9 protein-coding genes and 1 pseudogene are annotated in these 23,907 nt (G+C 64.9%); all 10 read left to right on the forward strand.

Annotated elements, in window-relative coordinates; translation table 11 throughout:
- The first annotated feature begins 60 nt into the window (after positions 1 to 60).
- Positions 61 to 510: a type II secretion system major pseudopilin GspG gene (gene gspG / locus J3D60_RS02120; protein ID WP_253489271.1), complete on the forward strand. Its 450-nt coding sequence runs from the start codon at positions 61 to 63 to the stop codon at positions 508 to 510.
- An 8-nt stretch (positions 511 to 518) separates the two neighbouring features.
- Positions 519 to 1,397 carry a type II secretion system minor pseudopilin GspK gene (gene gspK, locus J3D60_RS02125; RefSeq protein ID WP_253489274.1) on the forward strand — a complete coding sequence of 293 codons (879 nt, stop codon included), beginning with the start codon at positions 519 to 521 and terminating at the stop codon, positions 1,395 to 1,397.
- A complete protein-coding gene (gene gspL / locus J3D60_RS02130) occupies positions 1,394 to 2,464 on the forward strand; it encodes a type II secretion system protein GspL (RefSeq protein ID WP_253489277.1) in 1,071 nt (356 codons plus the stop codon). The genes gspK and gspL overlap by 4 nt, the downstream gene beginning before the upstream one ends.
- A complete protein-coding gene (gene gspM / locus J3D60_RS02135; protein WP_253489279.1) occupies positions 2,457 to 2,969 on the forward strand; it encodes a type II secretion system protein GspM in 513 nt (170 codons plus the stop codon). Before gspL ends, gspM begins: the two co-directional genes overlap by 8 nt.
- Positions 2,966 to 5,290, forward strand: coding sequence for a type II secretion system secretin GspD (gene gspD, locus J3D60_RS02140; protein ID WP_253489281.1), 2,325 nt, complete (start codon positions 2,966 to 2,968; stop codon positions 5,288 to 5,290). The genes gspM and gspD overlap by 4 nt, the downstream gene beginning before the upstream one ends.
- A gap of 157 nt (positions 5,291 to 5,447) precedes the next feature.
- Positions 5,448 to 6,866: a type II secretion system ATPase GspE gene (gene gspE / locus J3D60_RS02145; protein ID WP_065926278.1), complete on the forward strand. Its 1,419-nt coding sequence runs from the start codon at positions 5,448 to 5,450 to the stop codon at positions 6,864 to 6,866.
- Complete coding sequence (gene gspF, locus J3D60_RS02150) at positions 6,866 to 8,077, forward strand: type II secretion system inner membrane protein GspF (protein WP_253489284.1); 1,212 nt, start codon at positions 6,866 to 6,868, stop codon at positions 8,075 to 8,077. Before gspE ends, gspF begins: the two co-directional genes overlap by 1 nt.
- Before the next feature lie 518 nt (positions 8,078 to 8,595).
- The gene (locus J3D60_RS02155) at positions 8,596 to 9,780 is read left to right on the forward strand and encodes a substrate-binding domain-containing protein (protein WP_065939824.1); all 1,185 of its coding nucleotides are present in this window, start codon (positions 8,596 to 8,598) and stop codon (positions 9,778 to 9,780) included.
- 186 nt (positions 9,781 to 9,966) lie between these two features.
- The gene (locus tag J3D60_RS02160; protein WP_253489287.1) at positions 9,967 to 22,455 is read left to right on the forward strand and encodes a filamentous hemagglutinin family protein; all 12,489 of its coding nucleotides are present in this window, start codon (positions 9,967 to 9,969) and stop codon (positions 22,453 to 22,455) included.
- A gap of 1,077 nt (positions 22,456 to 23,532) precedes the next feature.
- Positions 23,533 to 23,865: pseudogene (locus J3D60_RS31230) on the forward strand (transposase); the annotation flags it as partial.
- Between the last annotated feature and the right edge of the window lie 42 nt (positions 23,866 to 23,907).

Genomic DNA, 23,907 nt, shown 5'->3' on the forward strand with positions numbered 1-23,907 from the left:
ACTGACATGTGTTCTTGCAACACTGCGCCACGAAATGTACCCAAGCCAAGGAATGTCGAGATGGATATCGCGCGCCTAACATCCCCATTGCCAGGCCTTCGCGGCCAGCGTGGCTTCACCTTGATCGAGATCATGGTGGTGGTGGTCATCCTCGGGATCCTCGCGGCGATGGTGGTGCCCAAGGTCCTCGATCGCCCGGACCAGGCGCGGGCCACCGCCGCGAAACAGGACATCGGCGGGTTGATGCAGGCGTTGAAGCTGTATCGCCTCGACCACGGCACTTACCCGAGCATGAACCAGGGCCTGAAAGTGCTGGTGGAGCGCCCGGCGGATGCCAAGAACAGCAACTGGCGCGCCTACCTCGAGCGCTTGCCCAACGACCCCTGGGGCCACCCTTACCACTACCTCAATCCGGGCGCCAACGGTGAAGTCGATGTGTTCTCCCTGGGCGCCGACGGCCAACCGGATGGCGATGGCGTGAATGCCGATATCGGCTCCTGGCAGTTGTAAGGCGCGCCATGAAAGGGTATTCGCCCCCAGCGGCGAAGCAGCGCGGCATGGCGATTATCAGTGCCTTGCTGATCGCGGCGGTGGTGGCGGTGATCGCCGGCGGCATGCTCACGCGCCAGACCGTATTCACCCGCAGCCTGGAAGCCGAACAGTCGCGCGTGCAGGGCCAATGGCTGTTGCTCGGTGGCCTTGAACGCAGCCGGCAGATGCTCTGGGAAGCGCGCCAGAAGGACGTGCTGACCCGCCTTGACCAACCTTGGGCGCGGGCCCAGGTCGGCGTGTTCGAGGGGCGGATCGACGATGAACAGGGCAAGTTCAACCTGCGCAACCTGGTTAACCGCCAGCAGCCCGACGCCGAGCAATTGCAGAGCTTCGAGCGCTTGTGCCGCACCCTGGGCGTGGCCCCGGCCGTGAGCCGGCGCATCAGCCAGCGGGTGATTGCCTCCTACGAACAGAACGGGTTGCCCGCCAAATACCCGATGCTGCGCAGCCTCGACGACCTCAGTGGCCTCGAAGGCCTGACCCCGGAGGTGTTGCAGCGCCTGCAGGCGTACGTCAGCGTGCTGCCCGGCAATACCTGGGTCAACGGCAACACCGCCAGCGCCGAAGTGCTCAGCGCGGTGGTGCCGCAGCTCAGCCTGTCCCAGGCCCACGGGCTGGTGGCCGAGCGCGACAACGGGCATTGGTTTATCAACCGTGGGGATTTCGTCAACCGTCTGCACTTGCCCCAGGTGGAGTTGGAAGCGGTGCAAGTTGGCATTACCAGCGAGTGGTTTCGCCTGCAGGGCCAGGCGCGACGCGAGCGCCGGCGGGTGACGATCGACGCGTTGCTGCACCGCCCCGAAGACCGTGAGCCCAAGGTGATCTGGTCGCGGGTGGGCGTATGAAACGCTTGCGCATTGCCTTGCCGCCGCTGGATCAGGTCAGTGTTGAAAGCCAGGTGAAATTTGCCTGGCTCCAGCGTGGCGTGGTGGTGTCCGAGGGGCAGGAAAGCTTGGCGCAATTGGGCAAGCGCCGGCAGGCGGTGGACTGCTTTCTGCACCCGCGTGACAGCCTGCTCACCAGCCTGGAGCTGCCGCCATTGCCCGCAGCAAAAAACCAGGCGGCGGTGGCGTGTGCGGCCCAGGCGCTGATCCTCGGGCCGGTGGAACAGATGCACGTGGCCCACGGCCCGCGCGAAAGCGATGGGCGCGTGCAGGTGGGCTGGGTGCCCAAGGCCGGGCTGGAACGGCTGGGTCAGGTCTTGGCCCAGGTGCAGCTCAAGCTGCGCGGCCTGTACCCGGCGCCCTATGCGTTGCCGGTGGGGGCGGCGGCGTTGGACGACGGCTATCTGTTGACCCGCGACAGCCTGCAGCAGGGCGCTGTGCACCCGCTGGGGTTGCAGGCGCTCGACGTGCCGCTGGTGGCGGAGGCGCAGCGTTGGAGCGGCGCGGTGCCTGGCTGGGGCTTGCACGCTCGCCTCGGTCAAGCCTCCGGCGCCGGATGGGGCAGGGCGCTGGCTTGTGTGGCGCTGGCCGCTGCCATCTGGACCGTCGGCCTCAACCTGTATGCCGCGCGCCAGGTCGACGAAGGCCAACGGCTCAAGGCGTTGATGAACCAACAGGTGCGCCAGGCGTTTCCTGAATTACCCGTGGTGCTCAACCCCTTGCAGCAGGCCCGTCAACAGTTGGCCGCGCGCCAGACCGGCGCGGCCGCCGATTCGGGCCAACGCTTCAGCAGCCTGCTGCAACTGGCAGGCAGCAACCTGCCCTTTATGGTGGGCAGCGTCGACAACCTCAATTTTGAACAGGGCACCTTGCACCTGGCGTTACTCGCCGACAGCCGCAACCCGGCGGCCGAGGGCGAGTGGCAGGCCGCGTTGGCCCAGGCCGGTTTTGCCGCCACGCGCGATGAGCAGGGCTGGAGCATCGGCCCGGCGCCGGCCACGGAAAAACCGGAGGCCGGCGATGAATAGGTGGCTGCGCCTGCGCACCCAGGCCCAGGTGTTCTGGAGCGGCCTGGCCCTGCGCGAGAAACGCCTGCTGATCGGCGCCGGGCTGGTGTTGGCAAGCCTGCTGACCTGGCTGGTGCTGGTGCAGCCGGCGTTGAAAAAGATCGACTACTGGCAGGCCGAAACCCCCAGGCTGCGCGCCCAGGCCGAAGCCTTGCGGGTGCTGTTGCAGGATGTCGCCGCGCCGCGCCAGGCCGACGAAGCCGCGTTGCGCCAGGCCCTGGACAGTGCCGGCCTGCAAGGGCATTACCAGGTGCAGGCGCTGGACGCCGGCGGTTGGCGCCTGACCTTCGACAACGCCCCGGCCGACGCCGTGGTGGCCTGGCTGCTGGGTAATCCCCGTTCATTTTCCCTGGAGGTGTCCGAGGCGCGTTTGCAACGTGCTGCGGATGCCGTCGATAACTCGGCCGGCACTGTGTCCGGGACCGTTCGCATGGATCAGGCGCCTGGCGCTAAGGAAGCTTCATGAAGTGGTCAGTCCTCCCTTTTCGCAAGGCCGCGCCGTTGCTGTTGCTGGCCTTGAGTGCGTGCAGCAGCCCGTCAACCACGCCGTTACTGGTGGACAGTGAGCTTGGCCAACCCCTGGCCGATACCCGTCGCAGCGGCGATACCCTGCTGGATCGCCAGCGCGACGAAGCGCCGAAACCGCGGGTCCAGCACCCGGTGACTAACAGCGTCCGTGGCCAGGCCCCGGCGCCGATCAAGGCGCGCAACCCGCTGGGTGACCAGCCGGTGCAGCTCAACTTTGTCGATGCCGATATCCAGGCGGTGGTGCGCGCGCTGTCCCGTGCCACCGGCCAGCAGTTCCTGGTGGACCCACGGGTAAAGGGCAAGCTCACCCTGGTCAGCGAAGGCCAGGTGCCGGCCCATCAGGCCTACGACATGCTGCTGGCGGCGCTGCGCATGCAGGGTTTCAGTGTGGTGGATGTGGGTGGCGTGGCCCAGGTGGTGCCGGAGGCCGATGCCAAGTTGCTCGGCGGGCCGATCTACAGTGCCGGCAGCAGTGGCATGCAGACACGCACCTTCCGTCTGCAATATGAAAATGCGGTGAACCTGATCCCGGTGCTGCGCCCCATCGTGTCGCCGAACAACCCGATCAACGCCTACCCCGGCAACAACAGCATCGTCATCACCGACTATGCGGAAAACCTCGCGCGGGTCGCCCAGATCATCAGCGGCATCGACACCCCCAGCGCCATCGACACCGATGTGGTGCAGATTCAGAACGGCATTGCCGTGGACATCGCCGCCATGGTTTCCGAGCTGCTGGAAACCCAGGGCGCCGATCAGACCCAGAAGATCAACGTGGTCGGTGACCCGCGCTCCAATTCGATCATCATCCGTTCCGGCAGCCCCGAACGTACGGAGCTGGCGCGCAACCTCATCTACAAGCTCGACAATGCCCAGAGCAACCCCAGCAATATGCACGTGGTGTACCTGCGCAACGCCCAGGCGGCCAAGCTGGCCCAGTCGCTGCGCGGGCTGCTCACCGGCGAGAGCGATTCCGGGGTGAGCGACGATGGGCGTGGCAAGCTCAGCGCCATGGGCGGCAATGGCAATAACAGCCAGGGCACGAGTAATGCCCAGAACAGCAGCGGCACCCCCACCGGCAGTGGCGTGCAGTCGGGCTATGGGCAAGCCACCGGCTCCAGCACCGGCACCGGTACTGGCAGCGGCAATACCGCCAACGAGCAGGACACCGCGTTCAGCGCCGGCGGCGTGACCATCCAGGCCGACGCCACCACCAACACCCTGCTGATCTCCGCGCCGGACCCGCTGTACCGCAACCTGCGGGAAGTGATCGACATGCTCGACCAGCGCCGCGCCCAGGTGGTGATCGAAAGCCTGATCGTGGAAGTGGGCGAGGACGATGCCACCGAGTTCGGTGTGCAATGGCAGGCCGGCAACCTGGCGGGCAGAGGGGGCTTCGGCGGGGTGAACCTGGGGGGCAGCGGTGTCGTGGGCACGCCCGCCAGTCCCACCAGCATCGACGTACTGCCCAAGGGCCTGAATATCGGCGTGGTCAACGGCACCGTGGATATTCCGGGGATCGGCAAGGTGCTCGACCTCAAGGTCCTGGCCCGTGCCTTGAAGAGCAAGGGCGGCACCAACGTGCTGTCCACGCCGAACCTGCTGACCCTGGACAACGAAGCGGCGAGCATTTTCGTCGGGCAGACCATTCCATTCGTTACCGGCAGTTATGTGACCGGTGGCGGCGGTACCAGCAATAACCCGTTCCAGACCGTGCAGCGCGAAGAGGTGGGGCTCAAGCTGAATGTACGCCCGCAGATCTCCGAGGGCGGCACGGTGAAGCTGGATATCTACCAGGAGGTCAGCACCGTGGACACACGGGCGTCGGTGTCGGCGGGCACGGTGACCAACAAGCGCGCGATCGATACCAGCATCCTGCTCGACGACGGGCAGATCATGGTGCTCGGCGGGCTGTTGCAGGACGGCTACAGCCAGAGCAATGACGCGGTGCCGTGGCTCTCGGATATTCCGGGGTTGGGGGCGTTGTTTCGCAACGAGAAGCGCAGTGTGAGCAAGACCAACCTGATGGTGTTTTTGCGGCCTTACATCATTCGCGACAGTGGCGCGGGGCGTAGCATTACCTTGAACCGCTATGAATTCATGCGTCGTGCCCAGGGTGGGTTGCAGCCGGAACACAGCTGGGCGATGCCGGATGTGCAGGCGCCGCAATTGCCGGCGGTGGAGAAGGCGATTCCGGGGGGGCAGCAGCAGGGGCCGAGGGCAGTCATTCGCGCGGTGCCTGTAGGTGCACGACCATGAGCCTGCTGTACGCAGGACCAAATGTGGGAGGGGGCTTGCCCCCGATGAGGGTGTGTCAGCCACAGATGTACAAACTGACCCACCGCTATCGGGGGCAAGTCGAATCGTCGCACCGCCCCTCCCACATTTGGACCGCGCTCGGTCAGGAAGATGTCTTGTGAGCCTTCTCCCTTATGCCTGGGCCAAATCCCAACGCATCCTCCTGCGTCCCGGCGACGACGGCATGCTGCTGACCGTCTGCCCCTCCACCCCCGGCTGGTCCATCAGCGAAGTACGGCGCCAGTTCGGCCAGGCCCACCTCGAGCAGGTACGCGACGACGAACTCGACGGCCTCCTCGCCAGTGCTTATGCCGATACGGGCAGCGCCGCCGCCGTGGTTGGCGCGGCAGAGAACGAGGTCGACCTCGACCGCCTGATGCAGGACATGCCCGAGATCACCGACCTGCTCGACACCCAGGACGGCGCGCCGGTGATCCGCATGATCAACGCCTTGCTCACTCAGGCCGCGCGGGACGAGGCCAGTGATATCCATATCGAGCCCTATGAAAGCCATTCGGTGGTGCGCTACCGCGTCGACGGCACGTTGCGGGATGTGGTGTCGCCGCGCAAGGCGCTGCATGGCGCGCTGGTGTCGCGGATCAAGATCATGGCCCAGCTCGACATCGCCGAAAAACGCCTGCCCCAGGACGGCCGTATCGCCCTGCGCGTGGCCGGGCGGCCGATTGATATTCGCGTGTCGACGGTGCCCACCGGGCATGGCGAGCGCGTGGTGATGCGCTTGCTCGATAAGCAGGCCGGGCGTTTGCAGCTGGAGACCCTGGGCATGGAGCCGCAGTTGCTGGCGCGCCTCGACACCTTGATCCGCCAGCCCCACGGCATTGTGCTGGTCACCGGGCCTACGGGCAGCGGCAAGACCACCAGCCTGTACGCGGCGCTCGCTCGGTTGGATGCGAGCACCAGCAATATCCTCACCGTGGAGGACCCGGTGGAATACGACCTGCCGGGCATCAGCCAGATCCAGGTCAATGCCAAGATCGACATGACCTTCGGCCTGGCACTGCGGGCGATCCTGCGTCAGGACCCGGACATCATCATGATCGGTGAAATCCGCGACCTGGAGACCGCGCAAATCGCGGTACAGGCCTCGCTCACCGGACATTTGGTACTCGCTACATTGCACACCAACGATGCGGTGTCAGCGGTCAACCGCCTGATCGATATGGGCGTCGAACCATTTCTGTTGGCCTCGTCGTTATTGGGGGTTCTGGCGCAACGCCTGGTCCGCCGCCTGTGCCCGCATTGCAAACAGGAAGACCCGGCCGCGCCCGGCACCTGGCGCCCGGTGGGCTGCGCGCAGTGCAACCAGATCGGCTACAGCGGACGTACCGGTATCCATGAATTGTTTTGCGTCGACGACGAGGTGCGCAGCCTGATCCACCAGGGCGCCGGCGAGCAGGATCTGCGCGTGGCGGCGCGCCGTGCGGGGATGTTCAGCATGCGTGAAGACGGAGAGCGTTGGGTACGCAGCGGCGCCACCGCGCCGGAAGAAATCCTGCGCGTGACACGGGACGCCTGATGAATCGCTATCGCTATGAAGCCGCCGATGCCAGCGGCAAAGTCGAGGCCGGGCACCTGGAGGCCGACAGCCAGAGCGGGGCGTTTGCCCTGTTGCGCAGCCGTGGCCTGACCGCGCTGCTGGTGCAGGTCGAGGGCGGCCAGCAAAGCGCCGCCGGCAGCAGCCTGTTCAGCGCCAAGCTCTCGGACAACGACCTGGCCTGGGCCACGCGGCAACTGGCGAGCCTGCTCGGCGCCAGCCTGCCCCTGGAGGCGGCATTAAGCGCCACGGTGGAACAGGCGGAGAAAAAACACATCGCCCAGACCCTGGCCGCCGTGCGTGCCGATGTACGCGGCGGCATGCGTCTGGCGGATGCGTTGGCCGCACGGCCTCGGGACTTTCCGTCGATCTACCGCGCACTGATCGCGGCGGGGGAGGAGTCCGGCGACCTGGCCCAGGTGATGGAACGCCTGGCCGACTACATCGAGGAACGCAACAACCTGCGCGGCAAGATCCTCACCGCGTTTATCTACCCCGGTGTGGTCGGGCTGGTGTCCATCGGTATCGTGATTTTTTTGCTCAGCTACGTGGTGCCCCAGGTGGTCAGCGCGTTTTCCCAGGCGCGTCAGGATCTGCCCGGGCTGACATTGGCGATGCTCAACGCCAGCGACTTTATCCGCGCCTGGGGCTGGCTGTGTTTCGGCGGGATTGTCGGTGGGTTCTGGGGCTGGCGCCTGTACCTGCGCAACCCGGTGGCGCGCTTGAACTGGCACAGCCGCGTGCTGCGCCTGCCGCTGATCGGGCGTTTTGTGCTGGGCCTGAACACCGCGCGCTTTGCATCGACCCTGGCGATTCTCGGCGGTGCTGGGGTGCCGCTGTTGCGGGCCCTGGAAGCGGCGCGGCAAACCCTGTCCAACGAGCGCCTGAGCCAGTGCGTCAACGATGCCACGGCCAAGGTGCGCGAAGGCGTCAACCTGGCCCCGGCACTGGCGGTGGAAAAGGTCTTCCCGCCGGTGCTGATCCACCTGATCGCCAGTGGCGAAAAAACCGGCTCGCTGCCACCGATGCTGGAGCGGGCGGCGCAGACCTTGTCGCGGGATATCGAACGGCGGGCCATGGGCATGACCGCGTTGCTGGAGCCACTGATGATCGTGGTGATGGGCGCAGTGGTGCTGGTGATCGTGATGGCGGTGCTGTTGCCGATCATCGAGATCAACCAACTCGTTACCTGAATGCATGCAGTTGAGAAATGTGGGAGGGGGGTTGCCCCTGATAGCCATGGGTATTTACACAACTTTCAGAGAAGGGTGAGTTCCTCTGTGGTGAGCGGGCTTGCCCCGCGTCGGGCTGCGAAGCAGCCCCAGTAAAGCAGAATGCGGTGTATCAGAAACTCTGCTGAGGCTGGTTTTGGGGCAGGCCGATATCGCCGGCTCCCAACCTCGGGTTCCTCATTCCGTCACATCCAGGCCCTGCGCCACAGCCCGCGCCGCCTTGGCGAAACCCACGCTGAAACCTCGCTGTCACCTGCCGCCAAACCGCTCACAATCATGACCAAAACACCCGAGAATCTTTTTAAAAATCAAGCCCTTCCTCCCGAGGTTTTTTCCTTTTGCTGTCATCGGAAGCTGCGAAATTTCCTACCCATGGCCTCACCCCTTGCCACCCCCGAGACACGGCTCGGGACCGAAGCCATGGCGTCATGCAAGAGCCATCTACCCCAACGTACAAACACGACGAAAGGAGATTCTTCATGTTTAAGCGCAACGTTCTCGCGGTATCCATGACCCTCGCTGCACTGTGCTCGGCACAGGCTGCATTCGCTGACGTAAACGGCGGTGGCGCGACTCTGCCACAGCCGCTGTACCAGACCGCCGGCGTCCTGACCGCTGGCTTCGCCCCTTACATCGGTGTGGGCAGCGGCAAAGGTAAGTTGGCGTTCCTGAACAACGACTATAGCCAGTTCGGCACTGGCACCAAGAACGTGCACTGGGCTGGCAGCGACTCCAAACTGTCGGCGGCCGAGCTGCTGGCTTACAAAAATGACCACCAAGCGGCCTGGGGCAAATTGATCCAGGTGCCATCGGTTGCCACGTCGGTTGCCATTCCGTTCAACAAGGCCGGTACCGCGGCGGTTAACCTGAGCGTTAACCAGCTGTGCGGCGTGTTCTCGGGTCGCCTGACCAACTGGAACCAGATCACCGGTTCCGGCCGCACAGGTGTGATCAAAGTTGTTTACCGCAGTGAATCCAGCGGTACCACTGAACTCTTCACCCGCTTCCTGAACGCCAAGTGCAGCGAAGCCAAAACGTTCGCCATCACCACCACCTTCTCGTCGAGCTACGGCAACGTGGCCAATAGCGTGCCGGCCGGTTCCGTGGCCGCGACCGGCAGCCAAGGCGTGATGACTGCGCTGAACGCTACGGACGGTGGTATCACCTACATGAGCCCGGATTACGCCGCGACTACTTTGGCCGGTCTGGATGACGCCACCAAAGTCGCCAAGGTTGCCGGTGTTTCGCCTGCGCCTGCCAACGTGTCGGCCGCTATCGGTCAGATCCTTGCTCCAACCCAAGCCCGCCCTAATGGCACGTTCATCGACGCCACCAACCAAGACAACTGGGTCCCAGTATTTGCTGCCACCGCGAGCGGCTCAGCTACCTTTGCTTACCCAACTACCGGCTACCCGATCCTGGGCTTCACCAACGTGATCTTCAGCCAGTGCTACGCCGACGCTAATCAAACCACTCAAGTGCAAGACTTCTTCCTGCGTCACTACGACAGCGTTGATAACAACGACGCTGCCATCAGCGCCAACCGCTTCGTACCACTGCCAAGCAACTGGAAACAAGCGATCACCGACACCTTCGCTACCGCTTCCAGCGCGCAAGGCATCGGCAACACCAGCGTCTGCAACGGCATCGGTCGTCCGCTGTAACCCAAGCGTTCAACGACCCGCAACACCTGATCAGCAACGGCCTATGCCGTTGCTGATTTTTTTGCGTTAGCAGCCGTATGTGAACTTTGCATGACAGAAGTTCAGTCGCGCCCCTCGCCAACCGCCTAACCCTCATACGTGAGCGTGTCTTGCTCCCTGCGTGATAACAAAGAAGGAAGATCCCCGATGGTCCGCTGCAAATCACCGGTTAACCTGAAAGCCCAAGAGACGATCCTGCGCCTCAAGCCACTGGCCCAGGCCATCGCCCTGTTGATGGTGGCGGGCAATGCCCATGCGGCTACGGCGTTCAGTTCCAGTTGGTTTGCCGACAAGGGCGCGACCCAGGCGGCGACGGCGGCGCGGCTCAGTGCCGGGCAGGTGCCAGGGGTTCCGACGCTGAACCAGCAGGCACGGGTCAACCAACAGTTGGCGCGTTCCATCAGCACGCTGAACACCAGTGTCGCGGCGATTGCCGCGCAACAGGCCGCGCAAGCGGCGGGGCGCCAGGCAGCGTTCGGCCAGGTGTCGACGATTCCCGATGGCTTGGGCAAGGGCGGCTTGCAGGTGGACAACAGCCTGACCCAGGGCTGGACCAACGCCAAGGCGCCGACCCAGACCCAGGCCGGCGGCAAGACCACGGTGAGCATCGAGCAGACCGCCGACAAGGCGATCCTCAACTGGGAGACGTTTAACGTCGGGCGCAACACCACGGTGGACTTCCAGCAGCAATCCAACTGGGCCGTGCTCAACCGCGTCAACGACCCCGATGCCCGGCCCAGCGAGATCCAGGGCCAGATCAACGGCGCCGGCACGGTGATGATCATGAACCGCAACGGCGTGGTGTTCAGCGGCACCAGCCAGGTCAATGTGCGCAACCTGGTGGCAGCGGCGGCGAACATCACCGATGAGCAGTTCACCCAGCGTGGCCTCTACGTCGATACCACCGGTACGCAACCGACCTTCACCGACGCGGCAGGCAAGGTCGAGGTGCAACGTGGCGCCCTGATCCAGACCCACAACGCCGCCACGTCTACCGATGCCGGCGGCTATGCCTTGCTGCTCGGCACCGAGGTTGAAAACGCCGGTACGCTCATCACTGCCAAAGGCCAGACGACCCTGGCGGCCGGCGACAGCTTCTATATCCGCAAAGGCGTCGGCACCGCCGGCAACGAGCGCTCCACCACCCGTGGCAATGAAGTCGCGACGGCCCTCAACGCCGACAGCACTGCGGGCAAGGTCACCAACAGCGGCCTGATCATGGCCTCCAGCGGCGACATCACCCTGACCGGCCACCAGGTCCAGCAAAACGGTGTGGCCCTGACCAGCACCTCGGTGGACACACGCGGCACCCTCCACTTGCTCAACGCGGCCAGTGACACCACTGGCAGCGTCACCCTGGGCGAGGGCAGCACCACCGCGATCCTGCTGGACGCCAGCGGCAGCAGCGCCCTCAATTCCCAGAAAAACAATGGTCTGACCTCGTTCGATGGCAAGCCCGCCAACCTGATCACCGAGCAATTCAACCACTTGAGCGCCGTGGCCGATCGTACCGACCAGTCGCGTATCGAGATCGTCAGCGGCGGCACCGTGGACTTCCAGAAAGGCTCGATCACCCTGGCGACCGGTGGCCAGGTCGCGGTCAGCGCGGGCGGGCGCAGCCTGGTGCGCGATGGGGCGATGATCGACGTGTCCGGCGCGGTGGGCGTCAAGGTGTCGATGGAAGCCAACAACATCAAGATCAACGTACAGGGCAACGAGCAACGCGACGCACCGGTCAACCGTGAAGACGGGAAGCTGATCAACAACGATGTGTGGGTCGACCTGCGCGAACTGGTGTTTGTGCCGGCCGGTACCAACGGCTATGCCACGGACCGCTGGTACACCGCCGGCGGCGTGCTGGAGGTTGGCGGTTACCTCGGCACCCAGGGCCACTCGGTGGGCGAGTGGATGGCCCAGGGCGGTACCGTGACCTTTACCGGCCAGGACGTGGTGACTCAAAAGGGTGCGCAGATCAACCTGTCGGGCGGCACCGTGGATGTGCAGGCCGGGTATATCCAGCAGACCTGGCTCAAGGGCCCGGACGGGCGTTTGTATGAGCTGTCCAACGCGCCCGGCGACATTCTCTATTCCGGGCTCTATAAGGGCTATGAAGACACCAGCAAGCGCTGGGGCCAGACCGATTTCTACTACAACCCGATGATCGCCAAGCAGCGCCGTTACGAGAACGGTTATACCGTGGGCCGCGATGCCGGCAAGCTGGTGGTCGGTACCACCAGTGCGGTGCTGGAAGGCCAGGTGGTCAGCGATGTGTTCCAGGGCGATCGCCAGACCCAGGCACCGAACATCAACCTTGACGGTTACCAGCAGTCGCAGAAGGCCATGGCCCAGCGCGCGCAGTTGATCATTGGCGGCTACACGCCGGTCTACAACAAGACCACCGGCACCCTGCGCTATGCGCTGACCGGCAGCACCGAGCAGGTGCTGATCGACAGCAATACACAGAAAATCGCCGATGGCCTGGACCTCACGACGGCGCTGCCAGCGGATCGCCAAGGGCAGATCGTGCTCGACAGTGACCAGCTCAACGGTTTCCAGTTGGGCGCAATCAAGGTCGCCGCCAACCAGCAGGTCAGCGTCAACGGTGCACTCAACGTGGCGGACGGTGGTGCTATCACCCTGCTCGGGCCTGGCGTCACCATCAATGCCAACCTGACGGCCCACGGTGGCAGCCTCCAGGCCGGGAACATCCTCAGCCAGGTCGATCCGACCAAGGACGGCGCTGTCGAGGACACGATCCTGCCGGGCGACGGCAGTGTGACGGTCGCCGCCGGGGTCAAGCTGGATGCCAGCGGGCGCTGGAATAACCTGCTGCTGGACGCGGCCAACAGCACCGGCGTGGCCTATGTGAACGGTGGCAATGTGTCGCTGCGCAGCACGGGCAACGTGCACCTGATGGCCGGCAGCGTGGTGGACGCCTCTTCCGGCGGCACCCTCGGCGTGGATGGCCGGCTCACCGGCGGCAAGGGCGGCAACGTGACCCTGGGCGCACTCGGCGCCCTGGGACTGGACGGCGAGGTGCGCGGCTATGGCGTCACCGGCGGCGGCACCCTGGCGTTGCAGGCGCGCAAGGTGCAGATCGGCGACAGCCCCCTTGCGGCGGATGCCGACACCCTGAAACTGGCCGCTGACTTCTTCAATAAAGGTTTTTCGGCCTACGACATCACCGGCAACGAGGGCTTGATCGTCACCGACGGTACCCAAGTCGATGTCACGGTCCCGGTGTATCGGTTGGGCGCACAGGCGTCGTCGATCGCCACCGGCAGCGATCCGGTCAGTGCGTTGGAGCGCTGGACGCCCATGCTCTATCAGGAAGATCCGACCAGGAGCCTGCTGACCCAGCGCCGTGGCGCCGGCTTGAGCCTGAACGCGGGCTACGTCGACTCCACCGCCGAACAACTGGCAACCACTGCCCTGACGGTGGGCCAGGGCGCGGTCATCAATGTCGACCCCGGCCAGGCCATCAGCCTGCGCAGCGTTGGCCAATTGAACATGGACGGCACGCTGAACGCCTGGGGTGGCAGCGTGACCCTGGGGGGCATCAAGGCTGGGTCTGCCGAGGATGTGAATGCGGCTGGCCATGGTCGCTCCATCTGGGTCGGAGAGCATGCGCTGATCGATGTCGCAGCGCGTGCTGCCACGGCGGTTGACAACCTTGGCCGCGCGTATGGCCTGGTCCGCGACGGCGGTACCATCACTATCGGCGGCACGCTCGATCTGCAGACCGGGGTGGCCACGGCCAGTGACGTGTTTGTGGTGGTGCGTGAAGGTGCGCGCCTGGATGCCTCCGGCACCGAGGCCCTGCTGAATGTTCCAGGGCAGGGCATGGTGCGCCAGGCCAGCAATGGCGGCAGTATCAGCCTGGCGTCCAATAACGGCCTGTACCTGGACGGCAGCTTTGTCGCCAGGGCGGGGGGCGCCGGTGCTGCGGGCGGCAGTCTCGCGGTCGCATTGGACAGCCCGCTCTACACACTTAATACCGTGGTTGATCAGGTGCTCAAAGGCCGTGAATTGCTGATCAGCCAGACGCACCAGCGCCACGACCTGGCGGGTACGCCGCAGGAGGCTGCCGGCAGCCTGGAGTACGGCCATGGGCGTCTGGGAGTGGACCAGGTCAGCGCGGGCGGTTTTGACAACCTGGCCTTGATGAGCAACGGGCTCATCAGTGCCGATGGCGATGTTTCGCTGACGCTGGGCCAGAGTCTGCGGCTGTTCGGTACGGCCTTCGGCCTCAGTGAAAATGCCGCTGACAACACCCGGGTCAACCTGGCTGCACCGTATCTATTGCTGGCTGGCGTCAACACGCCAGGCCGGGACGGGTATGTGCGTCCGGCGATTGTGCTGCCTGTCCCGTCCCAGCGTGAAACCGCCGCTCAGTTCAACGCCCGCGCTAACCTGATCGATGTGCGCGGCAGCGTGTTGTTTGGCGTCAAGGGTAGCCTGCGCCAGGCGGATGGCAGCCTGCTGGATATGGAACGGCGTGGCTTTGACCAGGTCAACCTGACCAGCGAGGGTGACCTGCGGTTTCTGGCAGGGGCCAATGAGAACGGAGTCGCCCTGGGTATCAGCACCCAATTGCTGACCCAGGGCGACATGACCTTGCGCGCGGCGCAGTTGTACCCCGGCACACAGGTCGGCGCGCGGGTGATCGCGGGCTACCTGGGTGAGGCAGGTATCAACGATATCCTGTTCGACCCGTTGCGTACGTTGACCATTGGCCGTACCGGCACGGCCGACGCCGCCATTCCCTATTCGGCGTTCGGCCGCCTGCAACTGGGCGCCGCCACGGTTCGCCAGGGCGGTGTGGTGCGGGCGCCGCTGGGGCTGATCGATATCGGCAGCATGGGCAGTAACCTGGTGCAACTGTTGCCGGGCAGTATCACCTCGGTCAGTGGCAAGGGGCTGGTGCTGCCCTATGGCGGCACGCTGGATGGCCAGGAGTACCGCTACAACGGTCAAAAGGTCACGTTTATCGGCCAGGGCGGGGTGGCCAACCTGAACAGCGACTTGAGCGTCGGCGTCATTCTGGGCGGTACCACCGTCGCCGTGCAGCCGGATGCCACGCTGGACCTCTCCGGCGGTGGCGAACTGCTGGGCGCCGGCTTCATCTCCGGGCGCGGCGGTTCCACCGATGCGCGCTACAACCCGCTGGTGCAGTTCGGCGCCAACGGCGGGTTTGTGCTGCCGGGGCTGTCCACTAACCCGATCTATGCGATTGTGCCCGGGGTACAGCCAGGCGCGGCGCCGGTGGCGGCGGAGGGCGGTGCCGTGGCGCCGTTGATCGGCCAGCAGATCACCATCGGCGCTGGTGTGCCGGGGTTACCGGCGGGCACCTACACCCTGATGCCGTCGACCTATGCCCTGATGCCGGGGGCCTTCCGCGTCGAAATCAATGGGCTGGCCGGGCTTGGCGGCGATGGTGCGACCACGCTGATGCGCAATGGCTCGTGGGCCACCTCGGGGCAGCTGTCGATTGCCCACACGGGGATCAGCAACAGCGTCGCCAGCCAATTGATCCTGACCTCGGCCGATACCCTGCGCCGTTACTCCCAATACAACGAAACCAGCTACGCCCAGTTTGCCAGGGCCGATGCAGCCCGGATCGGCGTGCCCCGGCCGATGCTGGAAGCCGACGCCAAAACCTTGAAACTGTCGCTGCGCCCCGGTGCGGGTGCGGATGCCTTCTCGTTCGAGGGCATCGGCCGTTTCGATGCCGCCCCAGGCGGCTACGGCGGTACGGTGGCAGTGCTGGACCCAACCCGGCAGGGTATCGAAGTGATCGGCGCGGGCAAGTCCGCCACTACAGACTTCGCCGGCATCACGCTCAAGGCCGACACCCTCAATGCCTTGGGTGCATCGCGGCTGGTGGTGGGCGGCATGACGGTGGTGGAGTACGGCCAGTCCGGGAACTTTATCAACCTGGCATCCGGCGCGAATGGTGCCAACAGCACGGTGACGCTGCGCGAAGGGGCAACACTGGCGGCCCCTGAAGTCTTTCTGGTGAGCGACACCGGCGCAATCGTGGTGGAGCAGGGCGCCTCGATCAACACCCTGGGCCGCGGCAAGGCCAGTTACGACGCACGTGACGGGTTTATCTATCGGGTTGCCAACATGCTGGCGGTGTCCAACGGGCTGCTCAATGTGGTCAGTGCGCCGTCGCCAGACGGGGTCAGCGGCGGGATTAACATCGGCGCCTGCGACGGCGGCACGTGCAGCGGCCAGACCGGCCTGTACTCCGATGGCAGCATCGTGGCGCTGACCAACAGTACCTTCCAGCTGGGCGACCAGGTGCGCTATGGCACGCGTCACCTCAACCTGGGTGTCAGCACCATCAACCTGGGCAGCGCCGAAGCCCTCGCCGCTGCCGGAAACCGCGTGCCGGCCGGCCTGACCCTGACCCAGGCGCTGCTCGACCGCCTGCTGCGCGGTGACACGCAATTCGGCGCGCCTGCCCTGGAAACCCTGCAACTGTCGGCCCGTGACAGTTTCAATTTCTACGGCACCACGTCCCTGGACACCTATGACCCCGTCACCGGCAAATCACTGCTGAACAACCTGATGCTATCCACCCCGGCGATGTATGGCGCCGGGGCGGCCAACGATGTGGCGACGATCCACACCGCCAACCTGATCTGGCTGGGCGCCACCAACGCCCCTGGCGCGGTGGTGACGGGCGGCGCGGGCACCGGCAGTGGACGCCTGGACATCAACGCCGAGCGTATCGAATTCGGCTATGGCGAGTTCGGCCAGACGAGCAAGGTGAAGCGTTTCGACCGCCTGGCCTTGGGGTTCGCCAACGTCAACCTCAACGCCAGCGAACGCATCACCGCCAACCACAAGGGCAGCCTGTCGGTGTACCAGCGCCAGGGCGCGTATGACCCGGTCAACGGCTTCCAGTACAGCGGCGGCAACCTGACGATCCGTACACCGTTGATGACCGGTGAGGCCGGCTCGGTGAACACGATCAAAGCCGGCGGTGCGATTGATATCGGCGCGTCGGCCGGCCCTCGTGGCACGGCCAACGGCCAGGGGGCCGAGCTGTCCCTGCAAGGCGACAGCATTCGCGTGGCCGCTGCGGTGGTGTTGCCCAGCGGCAAGGTCAGCCTCAGCGCCAGGGGCGATGTGGTCTTGACCGATGACGCCTTGATCGACGTGGCCGGCCGCGCCATTGCCTTCAACGATGTGACCCAGTACGGCTGGGGCGGCGATGTGTTGCTGGACAGCCGCAGCGGTAATATCCGCCAGGCGGCGGGCTCGACCATCGACCTGTCGGCCCAGCACAACCAGGCGGGTAAATTGCGGGCCGTGGCCACGGATGCGGCGGCCGGGACCGTCGACCTGCAAGGCAGGATCCTTGGCAGCAGCAGCGGTTATTACGCGGCTGGCGGCACCTCGATGCCCTACCAGGCCGCTACCGTGGAACTCCAGGCCCAGCACCTGGGCGGCAGCGGTTCCCTGGACCAGCAGTTCGCCGACCTTAACCAGCGCCTCAACCAGGGCGCGGTCTTCGGTGCCCGCAGCTTCCAGCTCAAGCAGGGCGACTTGACCATCGGCAACGGGCTCAAGGCCGGCACCATCAGCGTGTCGATGGATAACGGCAGCCTGCGTGTGAATGGCCTGGTGGACGCCAGCGGTGAGCGGGTCGGCAGCATCAACCTGGCCGGCAAGCACGGCCTGACTCTCGACGGCACGGCGGTGCTAGACGCCCATGGCAGCAAACTGCGGGTGGACAGCTACGGCAAGATCATCGACTCGCCCAACCGCGCCATGGTGGTGCTGGGCTCCGGTGACGGCCAGCTGACCCTCGCCGAGGGGGCACGTATCGACCTGCGTCACGGTACTGCTGCGACCGGCAATGACGGGCGCAGCCGCGGTACGCTGGAGCTCAACGCGCCGCGAGTGGGCGGCAATGACATCGCCATCGACGCCCGTGGGCAGTTGACTATCCAAGGCGCGCGTTCGATTGCGCTCAACGGCATGATCACCTACGACGACGCCCCGGAAAAAACCGACCCTACCGCCAGCGGCAAGCCGTATCAGGAAATCACCCAGGGTTACCTGGATGGCAAGCACGCCTTGAGCGACGCCTTTATCAAGGCGGCGTTGCAGAACAGCAACCTGCTGCAAAACAAACTCGCCGGATTGAACAACGCCACTTACGCCGATGCTTTCCACCTGCGCCCTGGCGTGGAAATCGTCAGCAAGACGGCGGACGGCGACCTGGTCGTGCAGGGCGACGTGGACCTGTCCCGCTACCGTTACGCCAGCCTCAACCCCCATAGCCAGCAGGATAATGCCGTCTACGGCTCGGGTGAATCCGGCAGCCTGACCCTGCGCGCCGGGGGTGACCTGAATATCTATGGCAGCATCAACGACGGCTTCGCACCGCCGTCGGCGTCTGCCGATGACAAGGGCTGGGTGCTGTTGCCGGGTATCGACTACCGTGGCGGCACGGTGGTGGTGCCTGGCAACGGCGTGACCCTGGCCGACGGCACCGCCTTCCCGGCCGGCGCGACCCTTAACTATGACCTGCCGATCAAGGGCCTGACCGTAGCCGCCAATACGCGTTTGCCAGTGGCCGCGACGTTGGGCCAGGACCTGGTATTGCCTGCGGGCAGCGTCGTCGCGGCCGATGTGCGCGATGCCGGCGGCACTCTGTTGTTTGCCGCCGGTACCTTGCTCGGCGAGGCGCAGACCTTGGTGGCGGGTACGCAACTGGGCGCCGGTACGCTGTTGACCGAGGGTACCGTGCTGCAAAGCATGACCTGGCCAAAGGGCGTACCGCTGCCAAGCGTGGACCAGGCAGGCCTGACCACTAACATTGTGCTGCTCGATGGCCTCAAGGCCTTGCCCAAAGGTGCGTTGATCCCTGCCGGCACGGATGTCAAGTTGCCTGCCGGGGTCCAGTCGGTGGCGTTGCGCGCCGGTGCGGCCGGGCAGCTTTGGGCGATCTCGCCGATGCTTGCCGAAGGCACCCAGTCGTGGTCGCTGCGCCTGGTCGCGGGCGCCGATACCGAGGCTGCCGACAGTCGCATCCTGCAAGCGCACCCGCGCAGCGGCGACCTGCATCTGGCGGACACTCACTACGGCATGTTCGCCAAGGCATTACCACCCCGTGGCGTGGAAACCTGGACGGCTGCCGGGGTCACGTACCTGGCGGGCGTCGGGGTGACCGTCAAGGCCGGTGATCCGATCGACCAGCGTGTGCTCGACGGCCTCAATAAGGGCTCAATCGATGATTTCTGCGGTGCATCCCCGCAATTCTGCAAGACCACGGGTGCTTACATATTCACTCCGGCGGCAGTCGCTCGATTCGCGAGGAAGGGCATCATCGTAAAGGCGGGGGACGAGGTCACCGAGGCGCTGGCGTTCAGTTTCAGTCAAATTACCGTGGAGCAACTGTGCGCGAGCCCCACGTATTGCCAGATGAAAAACCCGCAGGAATACGCCGCTGCACCGGCAAGCACGCGCTTGAGCGTGATCCGCACCGGGACCGGCGATCTGGAGTTGCTGAGCGCGGGCAACCTGAGCATGGACTCGTTGTATGGGGTGTACACCGCCGGTACGTCTTCTGCCGGCACCTTCCAGGGCGACCCCTACAATCAGCCCAAGGCGAAGCAGGGGGCCACCGTGCTGGGTGATCCTGGCAGCCTGTTCGAGCAGTTCGTCAACGGCTCGTCCACGAGCTTGTACCGGGCCTGGTATCCAGAGGCCGGGGGCAATCTGACGATTAATACCGGGGGTGACTTGACCGGTGATATCACCAGCATCGCCCAGAGCAACATCGGGCGACCCAACCCCAAGGATCTCGGGTTCGATTCGGCGGCAATCGGCAACTGGCTATGGCGCCAGGGCAGCAGCGATGTGGCGACGGGTGGCCAGGCTCAACCGAGCGCCTGGTGGATCAATTTCGGCAGTTACACCGCAGCGGCTGCAGGCGCGGACAAAATGCTGGGTTTCACCGGCTTCGGCACCCTGGGCGGTGGCGACCTGGCTGTCAATGTCGGCGGCGACGCCGGGGTCTTGAACACCCTGGGTTATGGCTTCGGCAACGATGCCGTAAACCCCCATAGCCAAGGCCTGGTCCTGGCAGTGGGCAGCACGGGCAGGGTCGCCAGCGATGGCAGCCTGCAAGTGACCGGTGGGGGCGATCTGCGGGTGCGCATCGGTGGCAGCATGAACCCTGCCAGTGTTGTCGTTGCCAATGCGGACCATCGTGACGGCATGCTGGTCAATCTTCGTGGTGATGTGCAGTTGCGCAGCGCCAGTGTGGGCAGCGTCGATTTGCTGTACGGGGCAACCTCTACCGAACAGAGCCCGGGCGAGACCCGTGCCTTCGACCCGCTGGTCTCGACCCGTGGCGTGGCGCGCGGTGGGCTGACCCTGGTGCCGGGTGACGCCACGTTCAACGTGCAGACCCTGGGTGACCAGGTGGTGAAAACCGTCGAAGACCCGGGCCGGGTGCCGGTTAGCCATTCTTCGCCTTTTGCACAAGGCACCACCCTCGGCACCGGCAGCAGTTGGTTTACCCTGTGGACCAAGGACACGGCTATTGATCTGTTTTCCTTGGGCGGTAACCTGACCCCCGTCAGCCTGCCCGACACGCCGGCTGACCTGGCTGTGGCCTACCCGTCAATCGTCAGGGCAACGGCGGCCGGCGGCAGTCTGTATTACGGTAAAGCGGCCCGTGCGCAGGAGAACTCTGACCTCAACTACACAGACCCCCTGATGTTGGCTCCCGGGCCGGCCGGCCAGTTGCAGTTCCTCGCCCAGGGCTCGATCTACGCCGGTGGCATGGCCGTGAGCCAGTCCGGGGCGGCGCCGAGTGCGATGGCAACCCCTTGGAACCCTGCGTACCAGGCCCGTATTGGCAATGCTGTAGTGGTCAGCAACCTGCCGCCCACGGGTAGCCTGGTCAGCCTGTCGCTGTTGGCGTTCGGTTCCGGCACGGCAGCCGCGTCATCCGCTGGCAGTGCTGAGCCGGCGCGTTTTTATGCGATAGACGGGGACCTGGTCGGGGTGAGCAGTGGTCGGATAATCACGTTCAGCAGTGACCCTGGATCCCTGCATGAGGGCGAGACCTGGTATGAAGGGAATGGCCCGGTCCGGATGATGGCCGGACGGGATATCGTCAGCAGTGGGCGTAGTTTTGGTGTGGACAGGACGGACGCGCCTTCGAGCAATAATCTGTTCCTGCACAAAAACGCCAACGATATCTCCATCGTGTCGGCCGGTCGCGACATTCTCTACAGCAACTTCGAGGTGGCCGGGCCTGGCCTGCTGGACGTGTCGGCAGGCCGCAATATCCTGATGACGGGACCTGCGGGCGAGTACAGCGTGACCAGCCTCGGTGGGGTATTGCCAGGCGATAGCCGCCCCGGCGCGAGCATTGTGATGCAGGCCGGTGTCGGTGCCAACGGGCCGGATTACCAGCGTTTTGTCGAGCGCTACCTGAACCCTGTCAACCAGGCACAAGCGGGCGAGTCGTTGCAGGGGGCCAAGGTCGCCAAGACGTACGAAAACGAACTGGTTGCCTGGCTCGCCGAGCGCTTCGGTTTTGTCGGCGACAGCGAGCAGGCCCGCGCCTACTACGCGGCGCTGCCCGCCGAGCAGCAACGAATATTTGCCCGCGACGTGTACTTCGCCGAACTCAAGGCCGCCGGCCGCGAGTACAACCAGGACGGCAGCGTGCGCCAGGGCAGTTACCTGCGCGGTCGCGCGGCGATTGCGGCGCTGTTCCCGGACAAGGACGTGGCCGGTAACGCGATCACCTACCAAGGCGACATCACACTGTTCAACGGCTCGGGCGTACACACCAATGCCGGTGGCTCGATCCAGATGCTCACCCCTGGCGGCAGCCAGACCTTCGGCATCGAAGGCGCGGCGCCGCCGTCGACAGCGGGTCTGATCACCCAGGGTTCGGGGGATATCCAGCTGTATTCCCTGGGCAGCATCCTGCTCGGCCAGAGCCGCATCATGACCACCTTCGGCGGCTCGATCCTGGCCTGGACCGCCCAGGGCGACATCAACGCCGGTCGCGGCTCCAAGACTACCGTGGTGTACACCCCGCCCAAGCGCGTCTATGACAACTGGGGCAACGTGAGCCTGTCGCCGTCGGTGCCGAGCACCGGTGCGGGGATCGCCACGCTGAATCCGATCCCGGAAGTGCCGGCGGGGGATATCGACCTGATCGCGCCGATGGGCACCATCGATGCGGGGGAGGCGGGCATTCGGGTATCGGGTAACGTCAACATCGCCGCCCTGCGGGTGGTGAACGCGGCGAACATCCAGACCCAGGGCAAGTCGTCCGGGGTGCCGGTGTCGGCCGCCGTCAACACCGGCGCCATGAGCTCGGCCAGCGCGGCGGGAGCGGCGGCGTCCCAGGCCGCAGAAGACGCGGCGCGCAGCCAGCAGGCGGCGGCCAAACAGGGCCGGCCGTCGATCATGACCGTGGAGGTGCTGAGCCTGGGCACCGAGCCGTTGCCGCGTGAACCGGAACCTCGCAAAACCTCGGGCTACAACCCCGACAGCCCGGTGCAGGTGCTGGGCGCGGGGCCGCTGAGTGAACAGGCGCGGGCGCGGTTGACGGATGAGGAGCGCAAGCAGATCAGTTTGTAGAACTTCAGAAGGACCTCTCGATGTACCGTTCGGGGCGATCAGTGATCGCCCCATTTTTTTGGCGGATCAGAGGGGCGGCGACCTGATAATCGACCGGTGTTGTGGGGTGTGATTCGGTCAAAACTGTGGGAGGGGGCTTGCTCCCGATAGCGGTGGGTCAGCCAGCCCCTCTATCAACTGTGCCGCCGTCATCGAAGCCTCGCTAAAACTCGACATCTCCCACAGGGGATCAGCGGTGCCCACGAGATCTACAGCCGGGCAACTTCCCACCTGCCAACCGAGCTCAAATGTGGGAGGGGGCTTGCTCCCGATAGCGGCGGGTCAGCCAGCCCCTCTATCAACTGTGCCGCCGCCATCGAAGCCTCGCTAAAGCTCGACATCTCCCACAGGGGATTAGCGGTGCCCACGAGATCTACAGCCGGGCAACTTCCCACCTGCCAACCGAGCTCAAATGTGGGAGGGGGCTTGCTCCCGATCGCGGTGGGTCAGCCAGCCCCTCTATCAACTGTGCCGCCGCCATCGAAGCCTCGCTGAAGCTCGACATCTCCCACAGGGGATTAGCGGTGCCCACGAGATCTACAGCCGGGCAACTTCCCACATTTCCAACCGAGTACACCGGGCACAACTCGCTCAGCTCTAGGGCCGCCATTGCAGCCCCCGGAAAAATTGCCCCCCTCACAATCCAAAATGAAGCTTTCATGACAAAAGTTCGGTAGCTCATCGCCACTTCCGTCTTGCCTATGTAACGCGCTGGAGGCCGCCACGAGCCGCCTCCCCAGCCGTCAGCGGGACGCCAGGAGTGGGGCAATGGGAACTATGGAACGTTACTCGAAAGTAGGCATGCAGGAGCTCGACCAGCGCCTGTCGAAGATCGTTGAGGCTGCGCGCAAGAAGCCGGTTTCGGTGTACCGCTACGGCGCGCCGTGGGTGTGGATCGTCTCCCAGGACGACTGGCAGGGCGCCTTGAAGGAAGTGTCCAGCTACATCCCGGCGGGGCATTCGCTGGTGTTGTTGCGCCCGCAGATCGACGAGGTGCTCGAGCAGCATCGCGACCTGCTCCAGGTCGCGCCGGGCATGTCGATCGCGCCGCAGACCGTGGTGCAGATCCTGCTGCTGCAACTGCTGTATTCGGTGCCCAGCGAACAGCAGCTGCACGAGCAACTGAACTACAACCTGCTGTTCCGCTGGTTCGTCGGCCTGGAGCTGAACCAGAAGGTGTGGAGCATCCACGCTTTGCAGCGCGACATCGCCAGCCTGTTGAACAACCCGCAGGCCGTGCAGTTGATCCAGACCATCATCGGTGAAGTGTTCTGTGGCGCCTTGCTGCACATGCCGGAGTTCTCCCTGAACTTCGCCTTGCTGCACACCTGGCTGGCGCGGCACAGCCATCTTTCGACCAGCAGCAATTGAGCAGGCCAGACGCCGTGCAATCGGCGACGGCGCAAAATCTTA

The organism is Pseudomonas sp. S3E17 (assembly GCF_024168685.1).
Lineage (GTDB): Bacteria > Pseudomonadota > Gammaproteobacteria > Pseudomonadales > Pseudomonadaceae > Aquipseudomonas > Aquipseudomonas marginalis.

Coding starts and splice junctions, on each gene's coding strand:
- J3D60_RS02155 (WP_065939824.1), top strand. CDS start 8,596: ATGTTTAAGCGCAACGTTCTCGCGGTATCCATGACCCTCGCTGCACTG.
- gspF (WP_253489284.1), top strand. CDS start 6,866: ATGAATCGCTATCGCTATGAAGCCGCCGATGCCAGCGGCAAAGTCGAG.
- gspL (WP_253489277.1), top strand. CDS start 1,394: ATGAAACGCTTGCGCATTGCCTTGCCGCCGCTGGATCAGGTCAGTGTT.
- gspM (WP_253489279.1), top strand. CDS start 2,457: ATGAATAGGTGGCTGCGCCTGCGCACCCAGGCCCAGGTGTTCTGGAGC.
- gspD (WP_253489281.1), top strand. CDS start 2,966: ATGAAGTGGTCAGTCCTCCCTTTTCGCAAGGCCGCGCCGTTGCTGTTG.
- gspG (WP_253489271.1), top strand. CDS start 61: ATGGATATCGCGCGCCTAACATCCCCATTGCCAGGCCTTCGCGGCCAG.
- J3D60_RS02160 (WP_253489287.1), top strand. CDS start 9,967: ATGGTCCGCTGCAAATCACCGGTTAACCTGAAAGCCCAAGAGACGATC.
- gspK (WP_253489274.1), top strand. CDS start 519: ATGAAAGGGTATTCGCCCCCAGCGGCGAAGCAGCGCGGCATGGCGATT.